Source organism: Caulobacter sp. GW821-FHT10C03, assembly GCF_059415485.1.
This window is the reverse complement of the sequence record NZ_JBWKNI010000006.1, coordinates 312488-328091: the sequence shown is the minus strand read 5'-3', so window position 1 is coordinate 328091 and position 15604 is coordinate 312488. Positions and strand designations below refer to the sequence as shown.

Genomic DNA, 15604 nt, shown 5'->3' with positions numbered 1-15604 from the left:
CCCCCAGAGGGGGAGCATCTGTCTTGCTAGATCCTCCCCCTCTGGGGGAGGTGGCCCGGAGGGCCGGAGGGGGGCCCGCTTCAGCGGGGCTCCACCGTCGCCACCAGCCAGCCGCCGCCCCACGGCGTGTTGACCACCGCCTCGTCGAGCACCGCGCCCAGGGCCTTCAGCCGCCGCCACAGGCGCAGGGGCTTTAGCGACAGCCACATGGTCAGGCCCACCGCGCCGCCGGGGGCCAGCATCGATCGGTAGTGGGCGATCAGCGGCTCGACCTCGCCCAGGTGCTCGATGCACTCGGAGAACACGACGACGTCGAAGGTCTCGTCGGTGCTGAACGTGCGCCCGTCGCCGAGCAGCAGCTCGACCTGGCCGGCGGCGATCTCCCCCGCCAGACGTTCGACGCCCTTGGCCACGGCGGGGGCGGAGAAGTCGACCCCGACATAGCGGGCCGGGCCGTGGGCGCGCAGGGCCTCGAAGAACACCCCCTCGCCGGCCCCGATCTCGAGCACCCGCGCCTTTGGCCAGCGGTCGGCGATCATGGCGGCCAGCAGGCGGTGATGATGACGCTGGTCGGAGCGGTGCAGGCGGTCGTAGACGCCGTCGCGATATTCCTGGTCCCAGCGCTCGACCGGGGCGGCGCGGAACGCCTCGCCTTTGCGCTTCTCCATCAGGTCGCCCAGCCACGGACGGTCCAGCGAGGCCATTTCGACGAACCGTCGCCAGCGCATGTAGACCATCGCGTTTTCCCCCGGGAGTTTACCAGACCAGGGTTAGACGTCGCCACGCGTGTGGAACCGCAATGATATTCCCTCTCTCTTTGAGAGAGGGAGGGGCCCGCCGCGAAGCGGTGGGAGGGTGAGGGTTTCACCGCTTGCAGGCCGATCCCGGCGTGTTCGGTTGCGTCGAGCGACCAGGCTCGAAGACGTGGCGTCAGAGATATCGGAACATCTGAGTCTGCGGCCGGCCCTGCCGCGCCTCATTCGGAGAATTTGTTACCTCTCACCCTCCCACGCCTATCGGCGCGGGCCCCTCCCTCTCTCAAAGAGAGAGGGAAACTCTCAGCCCGCCACCTTGGCTTCGATCTCGGCCAGCCTCGCACGCGTGGCGGCGAGGTCGAGGCCGAAGCGGGCCGGGTCGGCGGCGGCGAGGCGGGCGGTGACGTCGTAGCTCTCGCGATAGAGGTCGAGCGCGCGCATGCGGTGGCCGCGGTCCTCGCGCAGGTCCGCCAGGCGCTCCAGCGCCACCGACAGCGCCCGTTGAGCGCCGGGGTCGACGGCTTCGCGGCCGCCGGGCGAGCGACGCAGGGTCAGGGCCTCCTCGAAGGCCGACAGGGCCTCGTTCAGGCGGCCTTCGGCCTCGGCGACGTCGCCGATCCCGGCCAGGGCGCCGGCCAGAAGTTCGTCCGCCGACGGATCGCCCGGCGAGGCCTTGCGGACCGAGCGGGCGTAGGAGACGGCTTCTTCATAGGCCTCGGCGGCGTCGTCGTGGCGGCCCTGGCCGGCGGCGAAGTCGCCGAGGTCGCGGTGGGCGACGGCGCGCTCGCGGTCGGTGCGGGCGGCGCGGACCATCCGGGCCAGCACGCGGGCGGCCGGGTTCCAGGATTCGGCGGCGGTGAGCGTCAGCAGTTCGGCGCGCAGGGTCTCGAAATCCGCCTCGGCCGGCGGCAGGGCGACCGGCGCCGGCTGGACGACGGGCGCAGGCGCGACAGGGGGCGGCGCGACGGCCGCGACGGGCTCGGGCTGGACCGGCTCTGGCAGGACAGGCTCGGACTGAACGGCGGGTTCGACTTGCACGACCGGGGTCGCGGCCGGCGCGGGCTCGACGGCCAGCGCCGGCGTCGCGACGGCCTCCCCCAGATCCAGCACGGCCGGACCGGCCGAGGAGCGCCCGTCCCCACGGGCGCTCCTCTTGGTCCGCGACTCGGTGCGGCTCGCACCTCTTCGCGGCATCCCCTTTCGAGGAGTTAGGGCGGCGACGAGAAGGATCCCCCCTATCGTCATCGCCGCCCAACCGGCGAACGGCCGGTGCGGCTCGAACGGGCCGAGATCCCAGTCCGCGGCCCACGTCCCCAGCGCGCCCAGACCCGAAATCACGTATCCCGACGTCGTCAGGATCAGCCCCAAGATGATCCCTACGATGCGAGCCAGCATGTCGCCCCCTCCACGACGTCCGTCCGCCAGGGGCGGAAAGTCATAGGAGCGAGGGGGTCGCGTCGAGCCTGCTCGCCTGTCAGGGGAACACCGATAACCTGTACGACGCCGGTGCAGGCGCCCACGGCGCAGTCTGCCTCTAAATCAGCCACGCGCGCGGACGCGGATAGGCCTCGCCCCTCACCAGATAGGCGATGCCGGCGATGCAGCGGATCACGAACCACAGGCTGATCGCCGACAGGATCGCCACCCCCGCGATCAGCATCGGCACGCCGATCAGCACCAGCACCAGCGGAATGCCGAACAGCACCAGCATCGCGCCGATCAGGAACCAGGCGATCGACAGCCAGAAGGTGCGGATCGCGAAGGTGTAGTGGCTCTCGTTGATCGGCCCGGCCGAGCCGCGCTGCACATAGGCGACGATCAGGCCGATGAAGAAGGTCAGGCCGTTGGTGAAGCCCAGCAGGTAGAGGCCGTAGACCACCCCCGGCAGGATCTTGTCCTCCGAGTGACGTTCCGCCGACGGATCGAGGTCGGCCTGGATGAAGTCGCTCATCGGCTCACAGCATCCAGTTGCGCGGCGTGGGATAGGCCTGGCCCTTCAGCAGCCACGACAGGCCGACGGCGGCGCGCACCGTCACCCAGATGCCGACGGCCACCAGGATCAGGGCGCCGACGCCGATGATCAGGGTCAGGACGCCGATCACCGCGAACAGCAGCGACAGCCAGAAGGTGCGGATGGAGAAGACGTAGTGGCTCTGCAGCCATTCCGGCGCCGAGCCCTTGGAGACATAGGCCAGCACCAGGCCGACGATCGGCGAGAAGCCCGTCACCCAGCCGGCCAGGTAGCAGGCGTAGACGACGATCGCCATGGTCTTGTCGTCCTGCAAGGCGGGCGGGACGGCGGGGTCTTGCACGGGATCGGTCACGGGCGTCCTTCATTGAAAAGCGATGTTTTCCGGATGCTCGCCAAAAACGCGCGGCGATGCAAATGAAGGTTCGGAGAGGTGGCGGAAGACAGCTTCTCGCTTCCCAGCCTCCCAACGCCGTAAAATCCCCGCGAAAGCGGGGACCCAGGCTTTTTCTGAAACGTGAAGCGCTCGACGATAAAACACCTGGGTCCCCGCTTTCGCGGGGATTTTACGGGAGGAGGAAGGTCGGCGCGTCGAAAGCTGAAAACGTCCCCCTCCGGCGCTTCGCGCCACCTCCCCCAGAGGGGGAGGATCTTAAGGCAGCCACCGCGTCGGCAGGTCGTGCGGGTCCAGCGTCTCGCCGCGCGGCAGCCACGGGACGGCGGCGAACAGCAGCAGGAGCAGGAAGGCCATGCGGGCGGCGACGTCGATGGCCATGCCGCGCATCGAGGACGACACGGCCAGCAGCAGCAGGGTGAGCGTGCCGATCGCCAGCAGGCCGGCCACCAGGGTCACGGCGTCGGCCAGCTTGAAGCCGGCGGTCTCGAAGCGGGCGCGGGGCGCAAGGTCGGCGCCGACGGCGGCCAGCGCGCGGGCCAGCAGCGAGAAGCTCTCCAGCCGGTCGTCGAAGCGGCCGGGACCGCGCCAGCTCTGCGAGGCGATCGCCAGCTTGCGGCGGCCGAAGCTGAGGATCAGGGCGCGCTGGCGGCCGCCGCCGCGCGGCATGGCCAGGCGGTAGCGGGTGAGGTCCTGCAGGTCGAAGCGGCGTTCGCGGCCGCCGCGCCGTTCCACCAGCGTCCCGCCCTCCAGGCTCCAGGCCGTCTCGGGCTGGAACGGGGCGAGGCGCGCCTTGTGGAGCAGGTCGCTCACCCCCGGACGGCGGTGATCTCGACGCCGGCGGCGGCGGCGTGCGGGGCCAGGGCCAGGGGCTTTTCCACCCGCACCCGGGCGCGGGTGACGCGATGGTCGTCGAAGCAGGCCTGGGCCAGGCGCTCGGCGAAGGTCTCGACCAGGTCGATATGGCCGGCGGCGGCGATGTCCTGGGCGGCGTTGCGGATGGTCTCGTAGTTCACCGTGTCGCCCAGCTGCTCGCAGTGCACGGCGGCGACATCGAGCTCGACGTCGATGACCAGCGGCTGCACGCGGCCGTGCTCGTGGTCGTAGACGCCGATCTCGGCCTCGACCTTGAGGCCGCGCACGAAGACCTTGGTCACGATGACCTTGACGATCGGGGCGGGAGCGCCGGAGGCGACAGGGGCCGCGAACGGCGTTTCGGAGCGGGGGGAGGCGGACACGGCGGAGGCTTTCAGGAACCGAGGACGTCGGGCGTGCGCCAGGCCAGGTGCTGGCCGCCGTCGACCGCGATCATCTGGCCCGTGACCGACGGCGCGTCAATGAGATAGCGCATGGCGGCGGCCAGTTCGGCCGGATCGACGGCCGCGCCGAGGGGGGTGGCGGCGGCCTCGGCCTCGAACTCGCCGGGGGCCTGATGCACCGAGGCCAGCACCGGTCCAGGCCCTATCGCATTGACGCGGACGGCCGGCGCCAGGGCCTGGGCCAGGGTCTGGGTCGCCCACCAGAGACCGGCCTTGGAGACGGTGTAGCTGAAGAACTGCGGGTTGGGCTTCAGCACCCGCTGGTCGACCAGGTTGACCACCAGGCCCTTGGTTTCCGCCGGCAGGGCGGCGGCGAAGGCCTGGGCCAGCAGCACCGGCGCGCGCAGGTTGGCGTCCATGTGGCGGTCCCAGCTGTCGGCGGTGACGGCGCCGATGCGGTCGTCCTCGAAGGTCGAGGCGGAATTGACCAGCAGGGTCAGCGGTCCGACCGCCGCGGCGGCCGCCCCGACCAGGGCCGCGCCGATGTCGGGATCGGCAAGCTCGCCCTGCACGGCGACGGCCCGGCGGCCCAGGGCGGCGATCTCGGCCACGACCTCGTCGGCCTCGCCCCGCGCCGAGCGGTAGTGCACCGCCACGTCATACCCCGCCCGCGCCGCCTCCAGCGCCAACACCCGCCCGATCCGCCGGCCCGCGCCGGTGACCAGGGCGACGCCGCGAGGGGATGGGGTGGAGGTGGTGGCGGGCATGCTGGGTCCGGGTCTGGCGAGCGGCCCATGCTCATAGCCGGGAACGCCAACGTGTACGACTATCGTACATGAACTCGCCCCTTTGGATCAAAAGGGGACGAAGCCGAGCACGACAGCCAGGGGAAACGGAATGCGGTTTCTGGACGAGATGCAGGCGTTGGAAGCCATTCGCACGATCATAGCCGATGCCCCAAAGGCTCGCTTGGCGGTTGCTTTCTGGGGCAAGGGCGCGATCGAACAGCTGGGGCTAAACCGCCAGGGCCTCAATCTGGAAATTCTCTGCAATCTCGAGTCCGGCGCATGTAATCCCAATGAGATTGCCGCCCTACAGGCGCTAGGCGCGAAGGTGCGCACGCACCCACAACTTCATGGCAAGGTCTACTGGACGCCGAAAGCCGTCGTGATCGGCTCGTCGAACGCATCCAGCAATGGCTTGGCTGTCGAAGCTTCCCCTCTCAGCGGTTGGAGGGAAGCCAACCTACTGATCTCAGACCCGCAGATCCTCACCGAAAGCAAGGAATGGATCGACATGCACTGGCAAGCGGGAAGCCCAATCGGCGAATCCGACATTCTGAGAGCGAAAGAACTTTGGAAAACACGTCGAGCTCAAACGCCTCCCGGAAGCGCGATGAAGAGCCTTCTAAACGCTTACTTCGCAGCACCCGAACACGCCGGCTGGAAAAAGCTCAAGCTGGTCGTATTCGCCGATGATGTCACCTCGACAGCCCGGCAAGAAATAGCTCGCACCATAGCAACGACTCCGAAAATGCACGGTTTCGACGCTTACGAAGGTTGGACCGATTTGCTGCAAGCAGGCGATTGGATCGTCGAATTTGATGCTATCCACAAACCGGCGACCTTCAACGGCTATTGGCGAAGCACCGCCATTACCGGAATGCAGAACGCTCTACGGTATGTTCGAAAACAACCCGCGATACGACTTCCAGGCTTCTTCGGCTTAAAGCTCGACGATGACGAAAAAGAACGTCTAGTTCGCCATTTGCCGACGATCCTGGCGAACGCCAAGGATGGCGTCATCCCATTTCCACTGGCCATGAAACGCCTGAGGACAGCCGAAACCCAGCCCGAGCCCCGTGAAAAGCAGTCGCCCCCCGCACGCATGGCGGCTTTTGAACGCGCCATGCGCAACATCTACGAAACCGCGCACCGTCACGGATATACCGCCAATTACTTTCTTGGGCTCATCAACGAGCATGGAGGGTTGGCCACGGCGAAGCGCCTACTACGCCCCGGCCCGGGCAGCGAGGGACTGGCCCGTCTATACGATAAAGGCTTATCTCACCTGAGTGTCGAAGCTCTGATTCAAAAGCCGGAATGGCGCGACCTCTTCACGGATGAGGAACTGATCGTAGCTCGCCAAAGGTACCGAGAGCCGACCGCCCTCTAGCATCAGCGTTCCGCCGCCGCTTCGATCGGGGCCTTGGTCAGGACGCTGACGGCCCCTTCTCCACAGCCAGCGGCCCGCACCCTGTCTACCAGGGCGACCAGGAACCTGCCCGGCTCCTAGTGCGGGGCAGGTGGGCAGAGTTCTCGAACCAGACCAGTTCCTTCCTAGGGGCCTTCAGGCGGGCGAGCCAGGGCTCGACAACCGAGGACGGGGGTGGTGATGTCGTGGCGGCCCAGGAACATGAAGACGGGGAACGTCGTGGCCGCGATCTTCGTGTGGTCCACCGCCGCCATGTCGGGCAGCAGGATCGTCGCCGGCAGCTGGCCGCCCTGGTCGATGGCCAGGCGGTCGGCGTAGTCGTAGAGCGGCGCGCCGCAACGCCCTTCGGCGCCTCCCCTCGCCAAAATAGCGCTCGAAAAGCCGGCGCCTGTTGATCGATTTGACAGCAGCGCTGCCGGGCCTATGATGCTTCTCGCCATGTATCGGATCGAATTGTTCAATCGCGACCAGCATCGGGCGGGCCACCTCATCGCAGGAGCCTAGTCCCGAGCCCCCATCGACGCCTAGACGTCGGGCTCGGGACGAAAATCAACGCGACATCTTCGTTGCGCAAGACTTCGAGCATCAACGTTCGAGGCTTCGCGATCTTGCGCCTTTCATCCGATTACTGCGCCGCGACCTGATCCTGGGCCGCGCCATGCGATGACGCATGGCCGCCCGACGGGCCGCGGCCGCGCGTCCGCAAAGGAGCGCCCACATGCCTGCGTCCATCCCCGCCCGCGAGCCTGAAGACCGCCCGCCGATCGCCGTCTGCGGCGAGGACTACGACCGCCTGGCCCTGCTGGTGGCCGGCGGCCCGCACGCCGCCCCGGGCCACGCCCTGCTGGCCGCCGAGCTGGAACGCGCCGCCCTGGTCGAGGGCGCGCCGGCCGCCGACCGCGTGCGGCTGGGCTCGCGGGCGACCTATCGCGACCTCGACCGGGGCCGGGTGCGCACGGTGGTGCTGGCCCTGCCCCACGCCGCCCATGACGAGGGCCGCGTGTCGGTCACCGCCCCGATCGGGGCGGCGCTGCTGGGCCTTTCGCCCGGCCAGCGGCTTTCGTGGACCCAGGCCGACGGCCGCGCGCGGACCATCGAGATCCTGGCGGTGCGCAATGACGCGTGACGCGCTTCCTCCCGATGTCAGGCCTCCCGACGTCATGGCCGCCGACGTCGATGACCCCGGACCGTGCCCCAGCCCCGGCCAGGGCCTGTCCACCGCCGCGGCGGCGGCCCTGATCGCCGCGGCCGACGTGGTCGAGGACGCCTGGACCCGCAAGCCCGCCCGCGAGGCGGTCGTGCGCCTGTCGCTGCACGCCGAGGAGCTGGCCAGCTCGCCCCTGGCCCGCGACCAGCTGCTCAGCCGCGCCCTGGAGCTGGCGGCGCAGGACCTGGAGGCCGGCCGCCGCCCGCTGGCGCACTGGCCGCTGTTCTTCGCCCGCGACCTGGCCCCGCCGACCGAGGCCCGCGAGGACGTGCGCGACTGGGTGCTGGCGCATGCTGATCCGTTGCTCTCCGACGGCGAGGCCGTGGCCCAGGCGGTCGAGGCCCGCACGGTGCGCGAACTGGGCGACGCCTTCGAGACGGCGCGCGGCCTCACCCGCCGCCTGCGCGTCGAGGCCTGGCTGCAGCTGGCGCTGTGGGACGATCCCCGCATCCCGGCCAACGCCGAGACCCGCTGGCTGATGCGCGCCGGCGGCCGGCGGCTGATGTCCCGGCTGGGGGAGGGTTGAGGAGAAACGCCCTCTCTCTTTGAGAGAGGGAGGGGCCCACGCCGCAAGGCGTGGGAGGGTGAGAGGTAACAAAGCCAGCCGATTTCGCCCCGGCGGCAGCTCTACGGTCCGCGTCGTTCGGCAGGGATAACGGAAGGGGTGGAGCGGAAAGAGTCGAGAATTCCCGGCCGAGGGTGAAACCTCTCACCCTCCCACCGCTTCGCGGCGGGCCCCTCCCTCTCTCTAAGAGAGAGGGGATCGGGTGGCGGACCTTAGTCGATGCGGCCGAATTCGAAGGCGTTCAGGCCGACGATGACGCCCAGGAAGATGGCGATGATCAGGATCGCGAGCATGGGCGTGTCTCCGCTTGTTGTTCTCTGGTTTCCTCTGTCAGCGGCTTTAGCGGTCGGCGTTCTGTGGAGCAAGGGCCGACATGCGGCGGACGAAGGCGTCCCGCCTCCTTGCCGCTTTGCCCCCTGCCGTTCTTGCGGAAAGCGATCTAGGCTCGCGACCATGCTCTGGCGCCGCAAGGTCGAACCGTTCACCCGCCCCTTCGTCTTCGCCTGGTTCCGCTGGAACCGGGGCCTGACCCTGGGCGTGCGCGGTCTGGTGACCGACGCCGAGGGCCGGGTGCTGATGATCCAGCACACCTACGTGCCCGGCTGGTACCTGCCCGGTGGCGGGGTGGAGAAGCGCGAGACGACCGAGACCGCCCTGGCCCGCGAGCTTCAGGAAGAAGCCGGCGTGCGGGTGCTGGGCCGGCCGACCCTGCTGTCGGTGCACAGCAACGAGCCGCGCCATCCGGGCGACCACGTGCTGGTCTATCGCGTCCACGCCTGGGAGCCCTGCGAGGCCTCGGCCCAGGGCGAGATCCACGAGGTCGCCTGGCACCATCCCGACGCCCTGCCCGACGACGTCACCGCCGCCACCCGCCAGCGCATCGCCGAGGCGCTGCATGGGGCGGAAGTGGATCCGATGTGGTGAGGCGATGAGCGAGCCGTCCCCCAGGACCTTTTCCAGGCAGGTCGAGCCCGCGCCGTCCGACGATCCGCCGCCGAAGCTGGAGCCGTCGATCCACGCCCTGCTGGCGCCGGTGCTGGCCGAGGACGGCTTCTCCGGTTCGGGGCGCGTCTTCCGCCGTCTCTACAGGGACCTGACGCTGGTCGTCGCGGTGAGCGGCACGCGCTATGGCGGCGAGGTCGCGCTGAGCCTGGGCCTCCAGCCCGTCGCCGTCCCCTCCGAGCAGGCGACGCCCATCGCGCGCGGAAAGCTGACGGCCGCCCACTGCGAATTCAGCCGCGACCTGGGGCCGGCCGAGAACGACGGCCGATGGCGCTACCAGCCCACGCGGGAAGCGATGGACGCGGCCATGGGCGCCGCCGCCGAGACCTATCGCGCCTTCGGCCGGCCGTTCCTGCAGATCATGGCCGGCCCGTTCTCGCCCCTGCGGACGGCGACGCCGCAGGACTTCAGGGACGGGGCGCGGCACTTCCAGGTCTTCCGCCAGACCCCCGTCCGGATGGCCCGCGCCCTGGCCCACATGCGCCTGGCGGCCGGCGATCGGACCGCCGCCCACGGCTTCGCCCGGTTCGCCCTGGACGACATCGGCGACGGCATGGCCGGCAGCGCCCTGGTTCCCGAACTGCGGGCGATCCTGGAAGCCTGCCAGGAAGCCTGCCAGGAAACCTGAGCGAGCGTTTCGCGGGCTCGCCGAAAACGAAGACGTGGAGGACGGCCGACGGCCGCCCTCCTTCTTCCCCCGTCAGAAGTTGAACGGAGTGTTGGTGCTGATGGCGACGTCGCCGGTGACGTTCTTGCCGCCCCCGTTCAGCAGGCAGTTGCCCGTCACCGCGAGCGAGCGCCAGTCGCCCGTCAGGTAGGCGGCGTCGGCCACGACATTGCCGACGAAGGCCATGTCGGCGTCCGTGCCCGCCACCAGCGACACCGGGACGCCGAAGAAGCCGCCGGTGATCTTGCTCCAGGTCGGGTTGTGGAGCGTGAAGCCGGTGAAGCCACCGACATTGATCCCGCTCATCGACAGGGCCTTGTAGCGGGTAGCCGCGCCCTGGGTGAAGAAGTCGCCCGTGCTCGCGCCCGTCCAGCGGCCGCCGATGATCGACAGGGCGACGATCTCGGACGTGCCGCTGTCGATGATCGCCGACTTCACGTTCTCGGAGTTCCAGTTGACGAAGGTGTAGATCCCCGTCGCGCTGTCCAGGTTGAAGAAGCCGAGAACCGTGGCGGTGTCGCCGGCCCCGGTCGCGGTCGGGAAGGCGTTGACGTCGACGAAGCTGACGTCGTTGGCCGAGCCGCCGATCTGGACGAGCACGTTGGGGATCACGCCCTCCTCGCCGCCGTTGAGGCCGAAGTCGCTCTGGGCGACCTTGATCCCGGCCGCCTCCTCGATCCGCATGTAGGCGAGCGGGCAGACCGAGGTGGAGATGTTGGTCGCCTCATAGCCGATCGAGATCGCCGAGGGGCTCGTGCCGGTGATCACCCGGCCGAAGGCGTGGCGGCTGGACAGCACGCGCTGCTCGCGACCGTAGTTGAAGCTCTGCCACAGGATGCCGATGCTGTCGGTGCGGATCGGCGCCGAGGTGGTCTTGGCGCGGATGACGGCCAGGTCGCGCAGGGTCACGAAGCTGGGGCTGATGCTCGGCCCGCCGATGCGCAGGCCGACCACGACGTCCGGGTCGGGCGAGATGACCGAGCCGTAGATCCCGCTCTGCGAGGTCGAGACGAACGGATAGCCGCACTGGGAGTCGCCACACAGCGTGACGCCGTGCTTTTCGATCACCAGGGCGGCCGTGGTGCGGTAGGTGCCCGAGGGCAGGTAGACCTGATTGACGCCCGACGCGTCGATGGCGGCCTGGATGGCGGCCGTGTCGTCGGTCACGCCGTCGCCGACGGCGTTGTAGGGCGCGTTCTTGACGTTGATGATCATTGGAAATGCCTTGAAATAAAGGATCTTGAAAAATCCGCCGCCGCCCGATCGGGCCGTCGCGTCGGCGTCTTCAGATTGCATCGCGGCTGCGACAGGAGCGGTCGCGTCGCATCAGGCGGCCGCCCCGGGCCCGCGCCCCGCGACTTCCCGCGCGATCCGTGCTAAGCGCCCGGCCAACGAAATTCACGAGAGTTCCATGGCCCTGAAAGTCGCCATCGTCGGCCTGCCCAACGTCGGCAAGTCCACCCTGTTCAACGCCCTGACCCAGACGGCGTCGGCCCAGGCCGCCAACTATCCGTTCTGCACCATCGAGCCCAACACCGGCGAAGTCGCCGTGCCGGAACCTCGCCTGGACGCCCTGGCCAAGATCGCCGGCTCCAAGGAGATCATCCCGGCCCGGATCACCTTCGTCGACATCGCCGGCCTGGTGCGCGGCGCGTCGAAGGGCGAGGGCCTGGGCAACCAGTTCCTGGCCAACATCCGCGACTGCGACGCCGTGGCCTTCGTGGCCCGCTGCTTCGAGGACGGCGACATCGTCCACGTGGAAGGCCGCATCGACCCGCTCAGCGATCTCGAGATCATCGAGATGGAGCTGATGCTGGCCGACCTGGAGAGCCTGGAAAAGCGCGTTCCCGCCCTGGAGAAGCGCGCCAAGGTCGGCGCCGACAAGGAAAGCGCCAACACCCTGCGCCTGGCCAATGTCGCTCTCGCCCTGCTGCGCGAAGGCCGTCCGGCCCGCGCCGCCAAGATCGACGCCGACGACGAGAAGGCCTGGCACATGCTGCAGCTGCTGACCTCGCTGCCGGCCCTCTATGTCTGCAACGTCGATGAAGGCAGCGCCGACAAGGGCAACAAGTACAGCGACCTGGTGACCGAACGCGCCGCCAAGGACAACGCCAAGAGCGTGGTCATCTCGGCCCAGATCGAGAGCGAGATCGCCCTGCTCGACGCCGAGGAGCGCGCCGAGTTCCTGGAGACCCTGGGCCTCGAAGAGCCGGGCCTCAACCGCCTGATCCGCGAAGCCTACAAGCTGCTGGACCTGCAGACCTATTTCACGGTCGGCCCCAAAGAAGCCCGCGCCTGGACCATCCATGTCGGCGACACCGGCCCGCAGGCGGCCGGCGTCATCCACACCGACTTCGAGAAGGGCTACATCCGCGCCGAGACCATCGCCTTCGACGACTTCGTCAAGCTGGGCGGCGAAAACGGCGCCAAGGAAGCCGGCAAGATGCGGGCCGAGGGCAAGGACTACGTCGTCAAGGACGGCGACGTGATGCACTTCCGCTTCAACGTCTGATCGCAGACTTGAAATAAAGCTCCACCTGGCCGAGCTTGCCCGCGTTGCGTGGGGGAGCTCGGTTCAGGTGCGTTCAATTCGATCCGCGGCGGTCGCCCTGGCGGCGACCCTTCTTGCGGCTCCGTTCGCGGTCGCCCGGCAGGCGACCCTGGCCGAGCCCGAGCCGGTGGACTACAGCTCGTTCCGCTATGCGGTGCTGCCCGGCTCTGCGCCGGCCGGCGAACGCACCGCGCTTCAGAACCAGCCCCTTCTCGTGCAGCGCGCCGTCTCGCCCTGGGCCGCCCAACTGGTCGACACGGTGGACGTCCCCTCCTTCCCGGCGGGCGGACCGCCGGCCGGCAGCCGCATGTTCGGCGTGCGCTACGGCCTCTCGATCGCCTACTGCGCCGTCAAGGACCGGCCCGACTGGTGGCGCGAGCCCTACTTCCTGTGCCTCTACGACCGCGACGACGACGGCCGCTTCGACGAGATCATGCCGTCGACCAAGCTGGGCCTCGACGTTCCGTTCTTCGTCGTCGACTACGGCGCCATGCGCAAGCTGACCAAGCCCGCCGCCTATAACCGCCTGCCCTACGCCGAAGGCCCCGCGATGAACTTCGCGGTGATCTGGAGCCCGGCGGCCGCCGACGGACGCAAGCCCGACCCGAAGCTCAAGACCCCGCCCGTGGTCGACATCGGCCTGGCCTTCGAAACCCGCAAGGGCCTGCAACCGATGTCGACCTCCCGGGCGCTGACGGCCGCGCCGGACAAGTCGGCGCAGGTGCGCCCTCGCGGCGCGCGCATCCGGCTGCTGGGCTACGCCGCCGACGGCGCGCTGCGCTACGAGGTGCTGGAGCCGATGAACCCGCACCTCGACGAGGCGCGGTTCGAGCCCGACGCCACCGGTGCGCAACGTCCGAGGAAGCCGTGATGCGACGCCTGATCTTCGCCGGCGCCGCTCTGGCCGCCCTGATCGCCGCCGGGGCCGTGTCGGCCCAGCCCGCCATCCCGCCCCCGCCCGCTCCCATCGCCGACCCGACCACGCCGCTGCGCTCGTGGGAGACCCTGCCCGACGATCACCGGACGTTCTTCGAAACCAGGATCGGCCGGATCGTCGCCCAGTCGCGCCTGGTGGTCGAGACCGCGGTGAAGCCCGACGCGGCGACGCGGCGTCTGTCGCCGGGGACCGTCCTGGCCCTGCAACGGGTGCGTCCCGGCCCCGGCGTCGTCCTGGCGGCGGCGCCCGACGGCAAGACCGCCCTGGGCGCGCCCGGCCAGGCGCTTTGGCCCGCCGTCACCGCCTGGGGCAAGACCTACTGCCGCTCGCCCCGCCCGCAGTGGGCCGTCTGCTTCCTCGACCAGGACGACGACGGCCGTTTCGAGGGCGTCGCCGACCGCGGCAAGCCGATGCTCAACGACAGCGGCTTCCAGATCGGCGGCCTGGGGCCGATCCGCCCGCTGCGCGAGCCGGTCGCCTACGCCGCCACCCAGACCTCGCCCCAGGCCACGGCGCCGCCGGCCGCCGCGCCCGAATGGATGGCGCTGCGCTATGTCGGCCCGATCTCGGGCCGGCTGAAGTCCGGCAGCTTCCTGTGCGATGGCCGGGCCGAGTTCCACATCCTGATCGGCGCCGCGCCGGAGTCGCTGAAGGAGGCCTTCTCGCTGGTCGTGCACCTCGATCCGGCCGGCGTCGGGCGGCTGGTGACGCCTGCCGGCTATGTCGTGGACATCTCGAACGTCACGATCGACGGCAGGGCCGACATCCGCCTGCTGTCGGCCCTGCCGGTCGGCGAGACCCTGCTGCGGCCGACGATCACCCGGGAGCTGGCGGTCCAGCTGTCGCGCGCCATGCAGTTCCCGCCGGACCGCCCATGACCCGCAGCGTCCTGGAACTGTCCGTCGCCGCGACCTTGCTGCTGACCGCCTCCGCGCTGAGCGCTTGCGGCGCGGCCACGGCCCAGGCGCCCGCCCCGGTCGGCAAAGGCTCCGTCGACCGGATCGTCATCGAGAAGGCCGCCCACCGCATGAGCCTCTATGCCGGCCAGCGGCTGGTGCGCGCCTACACGGTCTCGCTGGGGGCCGGCGGCCTGGCGCCCAAGACCCGCGAAGGCGACCGGCGCACGCCCGAGGGCGACTACCGCATCACCGGCCGCAACCCCAGCAGCCGCTATCACCTGGCCCTGCGCATCGGCTATCCGACCCCGGCCCAGGTCGCCGCGGCCCGGGCGGCGGGGGTCTCGCCCGGCGGCGACATCATGATTCACGGCCTGCCCAACGGCCGCGGCGCCCTGGCGGCGCTCTATGCGGGCCGCGACTGGACCGACGGCTGCATAGCGCTCACCGATCCCGAGATAGAAGAGGTCTGGACCCTGGTGCGCGACGGCGCGACGGTGAGGATCACGCCATGAGCCAAGCGATCGACACCTCCTCCGTCGTGGTCCGCCCCGATCTGCGGCGCATGGTGGCCATGCACGCCGCGCTCGCGCTGATCCTGGTCGCCTTCGCCGGCGTGGCGGCCTGGTCGCAGGCGCTCGACGCCCATGCGATCTGGTCCTGGCGGGACTGGCTCTCGCAGGTCTGGGCGTGGCCGATCTCGCCGACGGCCTGGCTTTCGCTGCTGCCCGTGGCGATCGCCGCCGTTGTGATCGGACGGCTGCCCTTCGCCCTGCGCGACAAGACCCCCCGTCTGATCGTCGCCTTCGACGGGATCAGCTGGCGCGAGGGCCACGACGGGCCGCTCTACTTCCTGCCCTGGACGCGGATCGCCTCGGCCTCGGTCCAGTCGTACGGCGAGGACGGCGAGGCCCTGCGCCTGATCCTGGGGGCGCCGGCCGTGGAGGAACGGAACGCTCCCGAGTGGCCCGTATCGGCGCCCGTCGACATCGATCTCGACAATCTCGACATCGCGACCCGCGACCTGAAGGCGGAGATCCACCGGCGCGCGCCGCACCTCTTCCCTCAAGCCTCCGAGCGGACCCGATGAGCAAGACGCTCGAGGCGCCGCCCCGCAGGCGCCGCTGATCGACTTCGACGACTGAGCGCCTTGACCGGAAGGGCGGCGCGGGTCTGGATGCGCGCCAA

Annotated in this window: 19 protein-coding genes; 10 read left to right on the top strand and 9 right to left on the bottom strand. The window is 69.7% G+C overall.

Annotated elements, in window-relative coordinates; translation table 11 throughout:
- Positions 1-80: 80 nt before the first annotated feature.
- From AC07NG_RS10805 to AC07NG_RS10775, 7 genes are all read right to left on the bottom strand, one after another.
- A complete protein-coding gene (locus tag AC07NG_RS10805; RefSeq protein ID WP_494593927.1) occupies positions 81-737 on the bottom strand; it encodes an SAM-dependent methyltransferase in 657 nt (218 codons plus the stop codon).
- Positions 738-1058: 321 nt separating this feature from the next.
- The gene (locus AC07NG_RS10800; protein WP_494593925.1) at positions 1059-1865 is read right to left on the bottom strand and encodes a tetratricopeptide repeat protein; all 807 of its coding nucleotides are present in this window, start codon (positions 1863-1865) and stop codon (positions 1059-1061) included.
- 424 nt (positions 1866-2289) lie between these two features.
- A complete protein-coding gene (locus tag AC07NG_RS10795) occupies positions 2290-2706 on the bottom strand; it encodes a DUF4870 family protein (protein WP_494593923.1) in 417 nt (138 codons plus the stop codon).
- A 4-nt stretch (positions 2707-2710) separates the two neighbouring features.
- Positions 2711-3079 carry a DUF4870 family protein gene (locus AC07NG_RS10790; protein WP_492853882.1) on the bottom strand — a complete coding sequence of 123 codons (369 nt, stop codon included), beginning with the start codon at positions 3077-3079 and terminating at the stop codon, positions 2711-2713.
- A 297-nt stretch (positions 3080-3376) separates the two neighbouring features.
- A complete protein-coding gene (locus AC07NG_RS10785; protein ID WP_494593920.1) occupies positions 3377-3931 on the bottom strand; it encodes a hypothetical protein in 555 nt (184 codons plus the stop codon).
- Positions 3928-4356 carry a dihydroneopterin aldolase gene (gene folB, locus AC07NG_RS10780; RefSeq protein WP_487290455.1) on the bottom strand — a complete coding sequence of 143 codons (429 nt, stop codon included), beginning with the start codon at positions 4354-4356 and terminating at the stop codon, positions 3928-3930. Before folB ends, AC07NG_RS10785 begins: the two co-directional genes overlap by 4 nt.
- A gap of 11 nt (positions 4357-4367) precedes the next feature.
- A complete protein-coding gene (locus AC07NG_RS10775; RefSeq protein WP_494593918.1) occupies positions 4368-5144 on the bottom strand; it encodes an SDR family oxidoreductase in 777 nt (258 codons plus the stop codon).
- Between the two features lie 130 nt (positions 5145-5274).
- Here AC07NG_RS10775 and AC07NG_RS10770 point away from each other — a divergent pair, with 130 nt between their 5' ends.
- A complete protein-coding gene (locus tag AC07NG_RS10770) occupies positions 5275-6552 on the top strand; it encodes a phospholipase D family protein (RefSeq protein WP_494593916.1) in 1278 nt (425 codons plus the stop codon).
- Positions 6553-6716: 164 nt separating this feature from the next.
- Here the strand turns inward: AC07NG_RS10770 and AC07NG_RS10765 are convergent, their stop codons facing one another.
- Positions 6717-6956: a hypothetical protein gene (locus tag AC07NG_RS10765; RefSeq protein WP_494593914.1), complete on the bottom strand. Its 240-nt coding sequence runs from the start codon at positions 6954-6956 to the stop codon at positions 6717-6719.
- 353 nt (positions 6957-7309) lie between these two features.
- Between AC07NG_RS10765 and AC07NG_RS10760 the strand changes: the two genes are divergently transcribed.
- The 4 genes from AC07NG_RS10760 to AC07NG_RS10745 all read left to right on the top strand — a co-directional run bounded on the left by AC07NG_RS10760 (position 7310) and on the right by AC07NG_RS10745 (position 9993).
- Complete coding sequence (locus AC07NG_RS10760; protein ID WP_494593912.1) at positions 7310-7717, top strand: GreA/GreB family elongation factor; 408 nt, start codon at positions 7310-7312, stop codon at positions 7715-7717.
- Between the two features lie 34 nt (positions 7718-7751).
- The gene (locus tag AC07NG_RS10755; protein WP_494593910.1) at positions 7752-8324 is read left to right on the top strand and encodes a hypothetical protein; all 573 of its coding nucleotides are present in this window, start codon (positions 7752-7754) and stop codon (positions 8322-8324) included.
- A gap of 492 nt (positions 8325-8816) precedes the next feature.
- Positions 8817-9287 carry an NUDIX domain-containing protein gene (locus AC07NG_RS10750; protein ID WP_492853888.1) on the top strand — a complete coding sequence of 157 codons (471 nt, stop codon included), beginning with the start codon at positions 8817-8819 and terminating at the stop codon, positions 9285-9287.
- Positions 9288-9291: 4 nt separating this feature from the next.
- A complete protein-coding gene (locus tag AC07NG_RS10745) occupies positions 9292-9993 on the top strand; it encodes a DUF4304 domain-containing protein (RefSeq protein WP_494593908.1) in 702 nt (233 codons plus the stop codon).
- 72 nt (positions 9994-10065) lie between these two features.
- Here AC07NG_RS10745 and AC07NG_RS10740 read toward each other — a convergent pair whose 3' ends face one another.
- Positions 10066-11247: a glycosyl hydrolase family 28-related protein gene (locus AC07NG_RS10740; protein WP_494593906.1), complete on the bottom strand. Its 1182-nt coding sequence runs from the start codon at positions 11245-11247 to the stop codon at positions 10066-10068.
- 196 nt (positions 11248-11443) lie between these two features.
- Between AC07NG_RS10740 and ychF the strand changes: the two genes are divergently transcribed.
- From ychF to AC07NG_RS10715, 5 genes are all read left to right on the top strand, one after another.
- Positions 11444-12544: a redox-regulated ATPase YchF gene (gene ychF, locus AC07NG_RS10735; RefSeq protein ID WP_487290445.1), complete on the top strand. Its 1101-nt coding sequence runs from the start codon at positions 11444-11446 to the stop codon at positions 12542-12544.
- A 67-nt stretch (positions 12545-12611) separates the two neighbouring features.
- On the top strand, positions 12612-13454 hold the full coding sequence (locus AC07NG_RS10730) for a hypothetical protein (protein WP_494593904.1): 843 nt from the start codon (positions 12612-12614) through the stop codon (positions 13452-13454).
- A complete protein-coding gene (locus tag AC07NG_RS10725) occupies positions 13454-14398 on the top strand; it encodes a hypothetical protein (protein ID WP_494593902.1) in 945 nt (314 codons plus the stop codon). The genes AC07NG_RS10730 and AC07NG_RS10725 overlap by 1 nt, the downstream gene beginning before the upstream one ends.
- Complete coding sequence (locus AC07NG_RS10720; RefSeq protein ID WP_494593900.1) at positions 14395-14931, top strand: L,D-transpeptidase family protein; 537 nt, start codon at positions 14395-14397, stop codon at positions 14929-14931. Before AC07NG_RS10725 ends, AC07NG_RS10720 begins: the two co-directional genes overlap by 4 nt.
- Positions 14928-15506, top strand: a complete 579-nt coding sequence (locus AC07NG_RS10715) for a hypothetical protein (RefSeq protein ID WP_494593898.1) — start codon at positions 14928-14930, stop codon at positions 15504-15506. Before AC07NG_RS10720 ends, AC07NG_RS10715 begins: the two co-directional genes overlap by 4 nt.
- Positions 15507-15604 lie beyond the last annotated feature (98 nt).

Excerpts from the sequence above, each read along its gene's own strand:
- AC07NG_RS10805 (WP_494593927.1), bottom strand. The coding sequence starts at position 737 with ATGGTCTACATGCGCTGGCGACGGTTCGTCGAAATGGCCTCGCTGGAC.
- AC07NG_RS10795 (WP_494593923.1), bottom strand. The coding sequence starts at position 2,706 with ATGAGCGACTTCATCCAGGCCGACCTCGATCCGTCGGCGGAACGTCAC.
- AC07NG_RS10775 (WP_494593918.1), bottom strand. The coding sequence starts at position 5,144 with ATGCCCGCCACCACCTCCACCCCATCCCCTCGCGGCGTCGCCCTGGTC.
- AC07NG_RS10770 (WP_494593916.1), top strand. The coding sequence starts at position 5,275 with ATGCGGTTTCTGGACGAGATGCAGGCGTTGGAAGCCATTCGCACGATC.
- AC07NG_RS10760 (WP_494593912.1), top strand. The coding sequence starts at position 7,310 with ATGCCTGCGTCCATCCCCGCCCGCGAGCCTGAAGACCGCCCGCCGATC.
- AC07NG_RS10755 (WP_494593910.1), top strand. The coding sequence starts at position 7,752 with ATGGCCGCCGACGTCGATGACCCCGGACCGTGCCCCAGCCCCGGCCAG.
- AC07NG_RS10750 (WP_492853888.1), top strand. The coding sequence starts at position 8,817 with ATGCTCTGGCGCCGCAAGGTCGAACCGTTCACCCGCCCCTTCGTCTTC.
- AC07NG_RS10745 (WP_494593908.1), top strand. The coding sequence starts at position 9,292 with ATGAGCGAGCCGTCCCCCAGGACCTTTTCCAGGCAGGTCGAGCCCGCG.
- AC07NG_RS10740 (WP_494593906.1), bottom strand. The coding sequence starts at position 11,247 with ATGATCATCAACGTCAAGAACGCGCCCTACAACGCCGTCGGCGACGGC.
- ychF (WP_487290445.1), top strand. The coding sequence starts at position 11,444 with ATGGCCCTGAAAGTCGCCATCGTCGGCCTGCCCAACGTCGGCAAGTCC.
- AC07NG_RS10725 (WP_494593902.1), top strand. The coding sequence starts at position 13,454 with ATGCGACGCCTGATCTTCGCCGGCGCCGCTCTGGCCGCCCTGATCGCC.
- AC07NG_RS10720 (WP_494593900.1), top strand. The coding sequence starts at position 14,395 with ATGACCCGCAGCGTCCTGGAACTGTCCGTCGCCGCGACCTTGCTGCTG.
- AC07NG_RS10715 (WP_494593898.1), top strand. The coding sequence starts at position 14,928 with ATGAGCCAAGCGATCGACACCTCCTCCGTCGTGGTCCGCCCCGATCTG.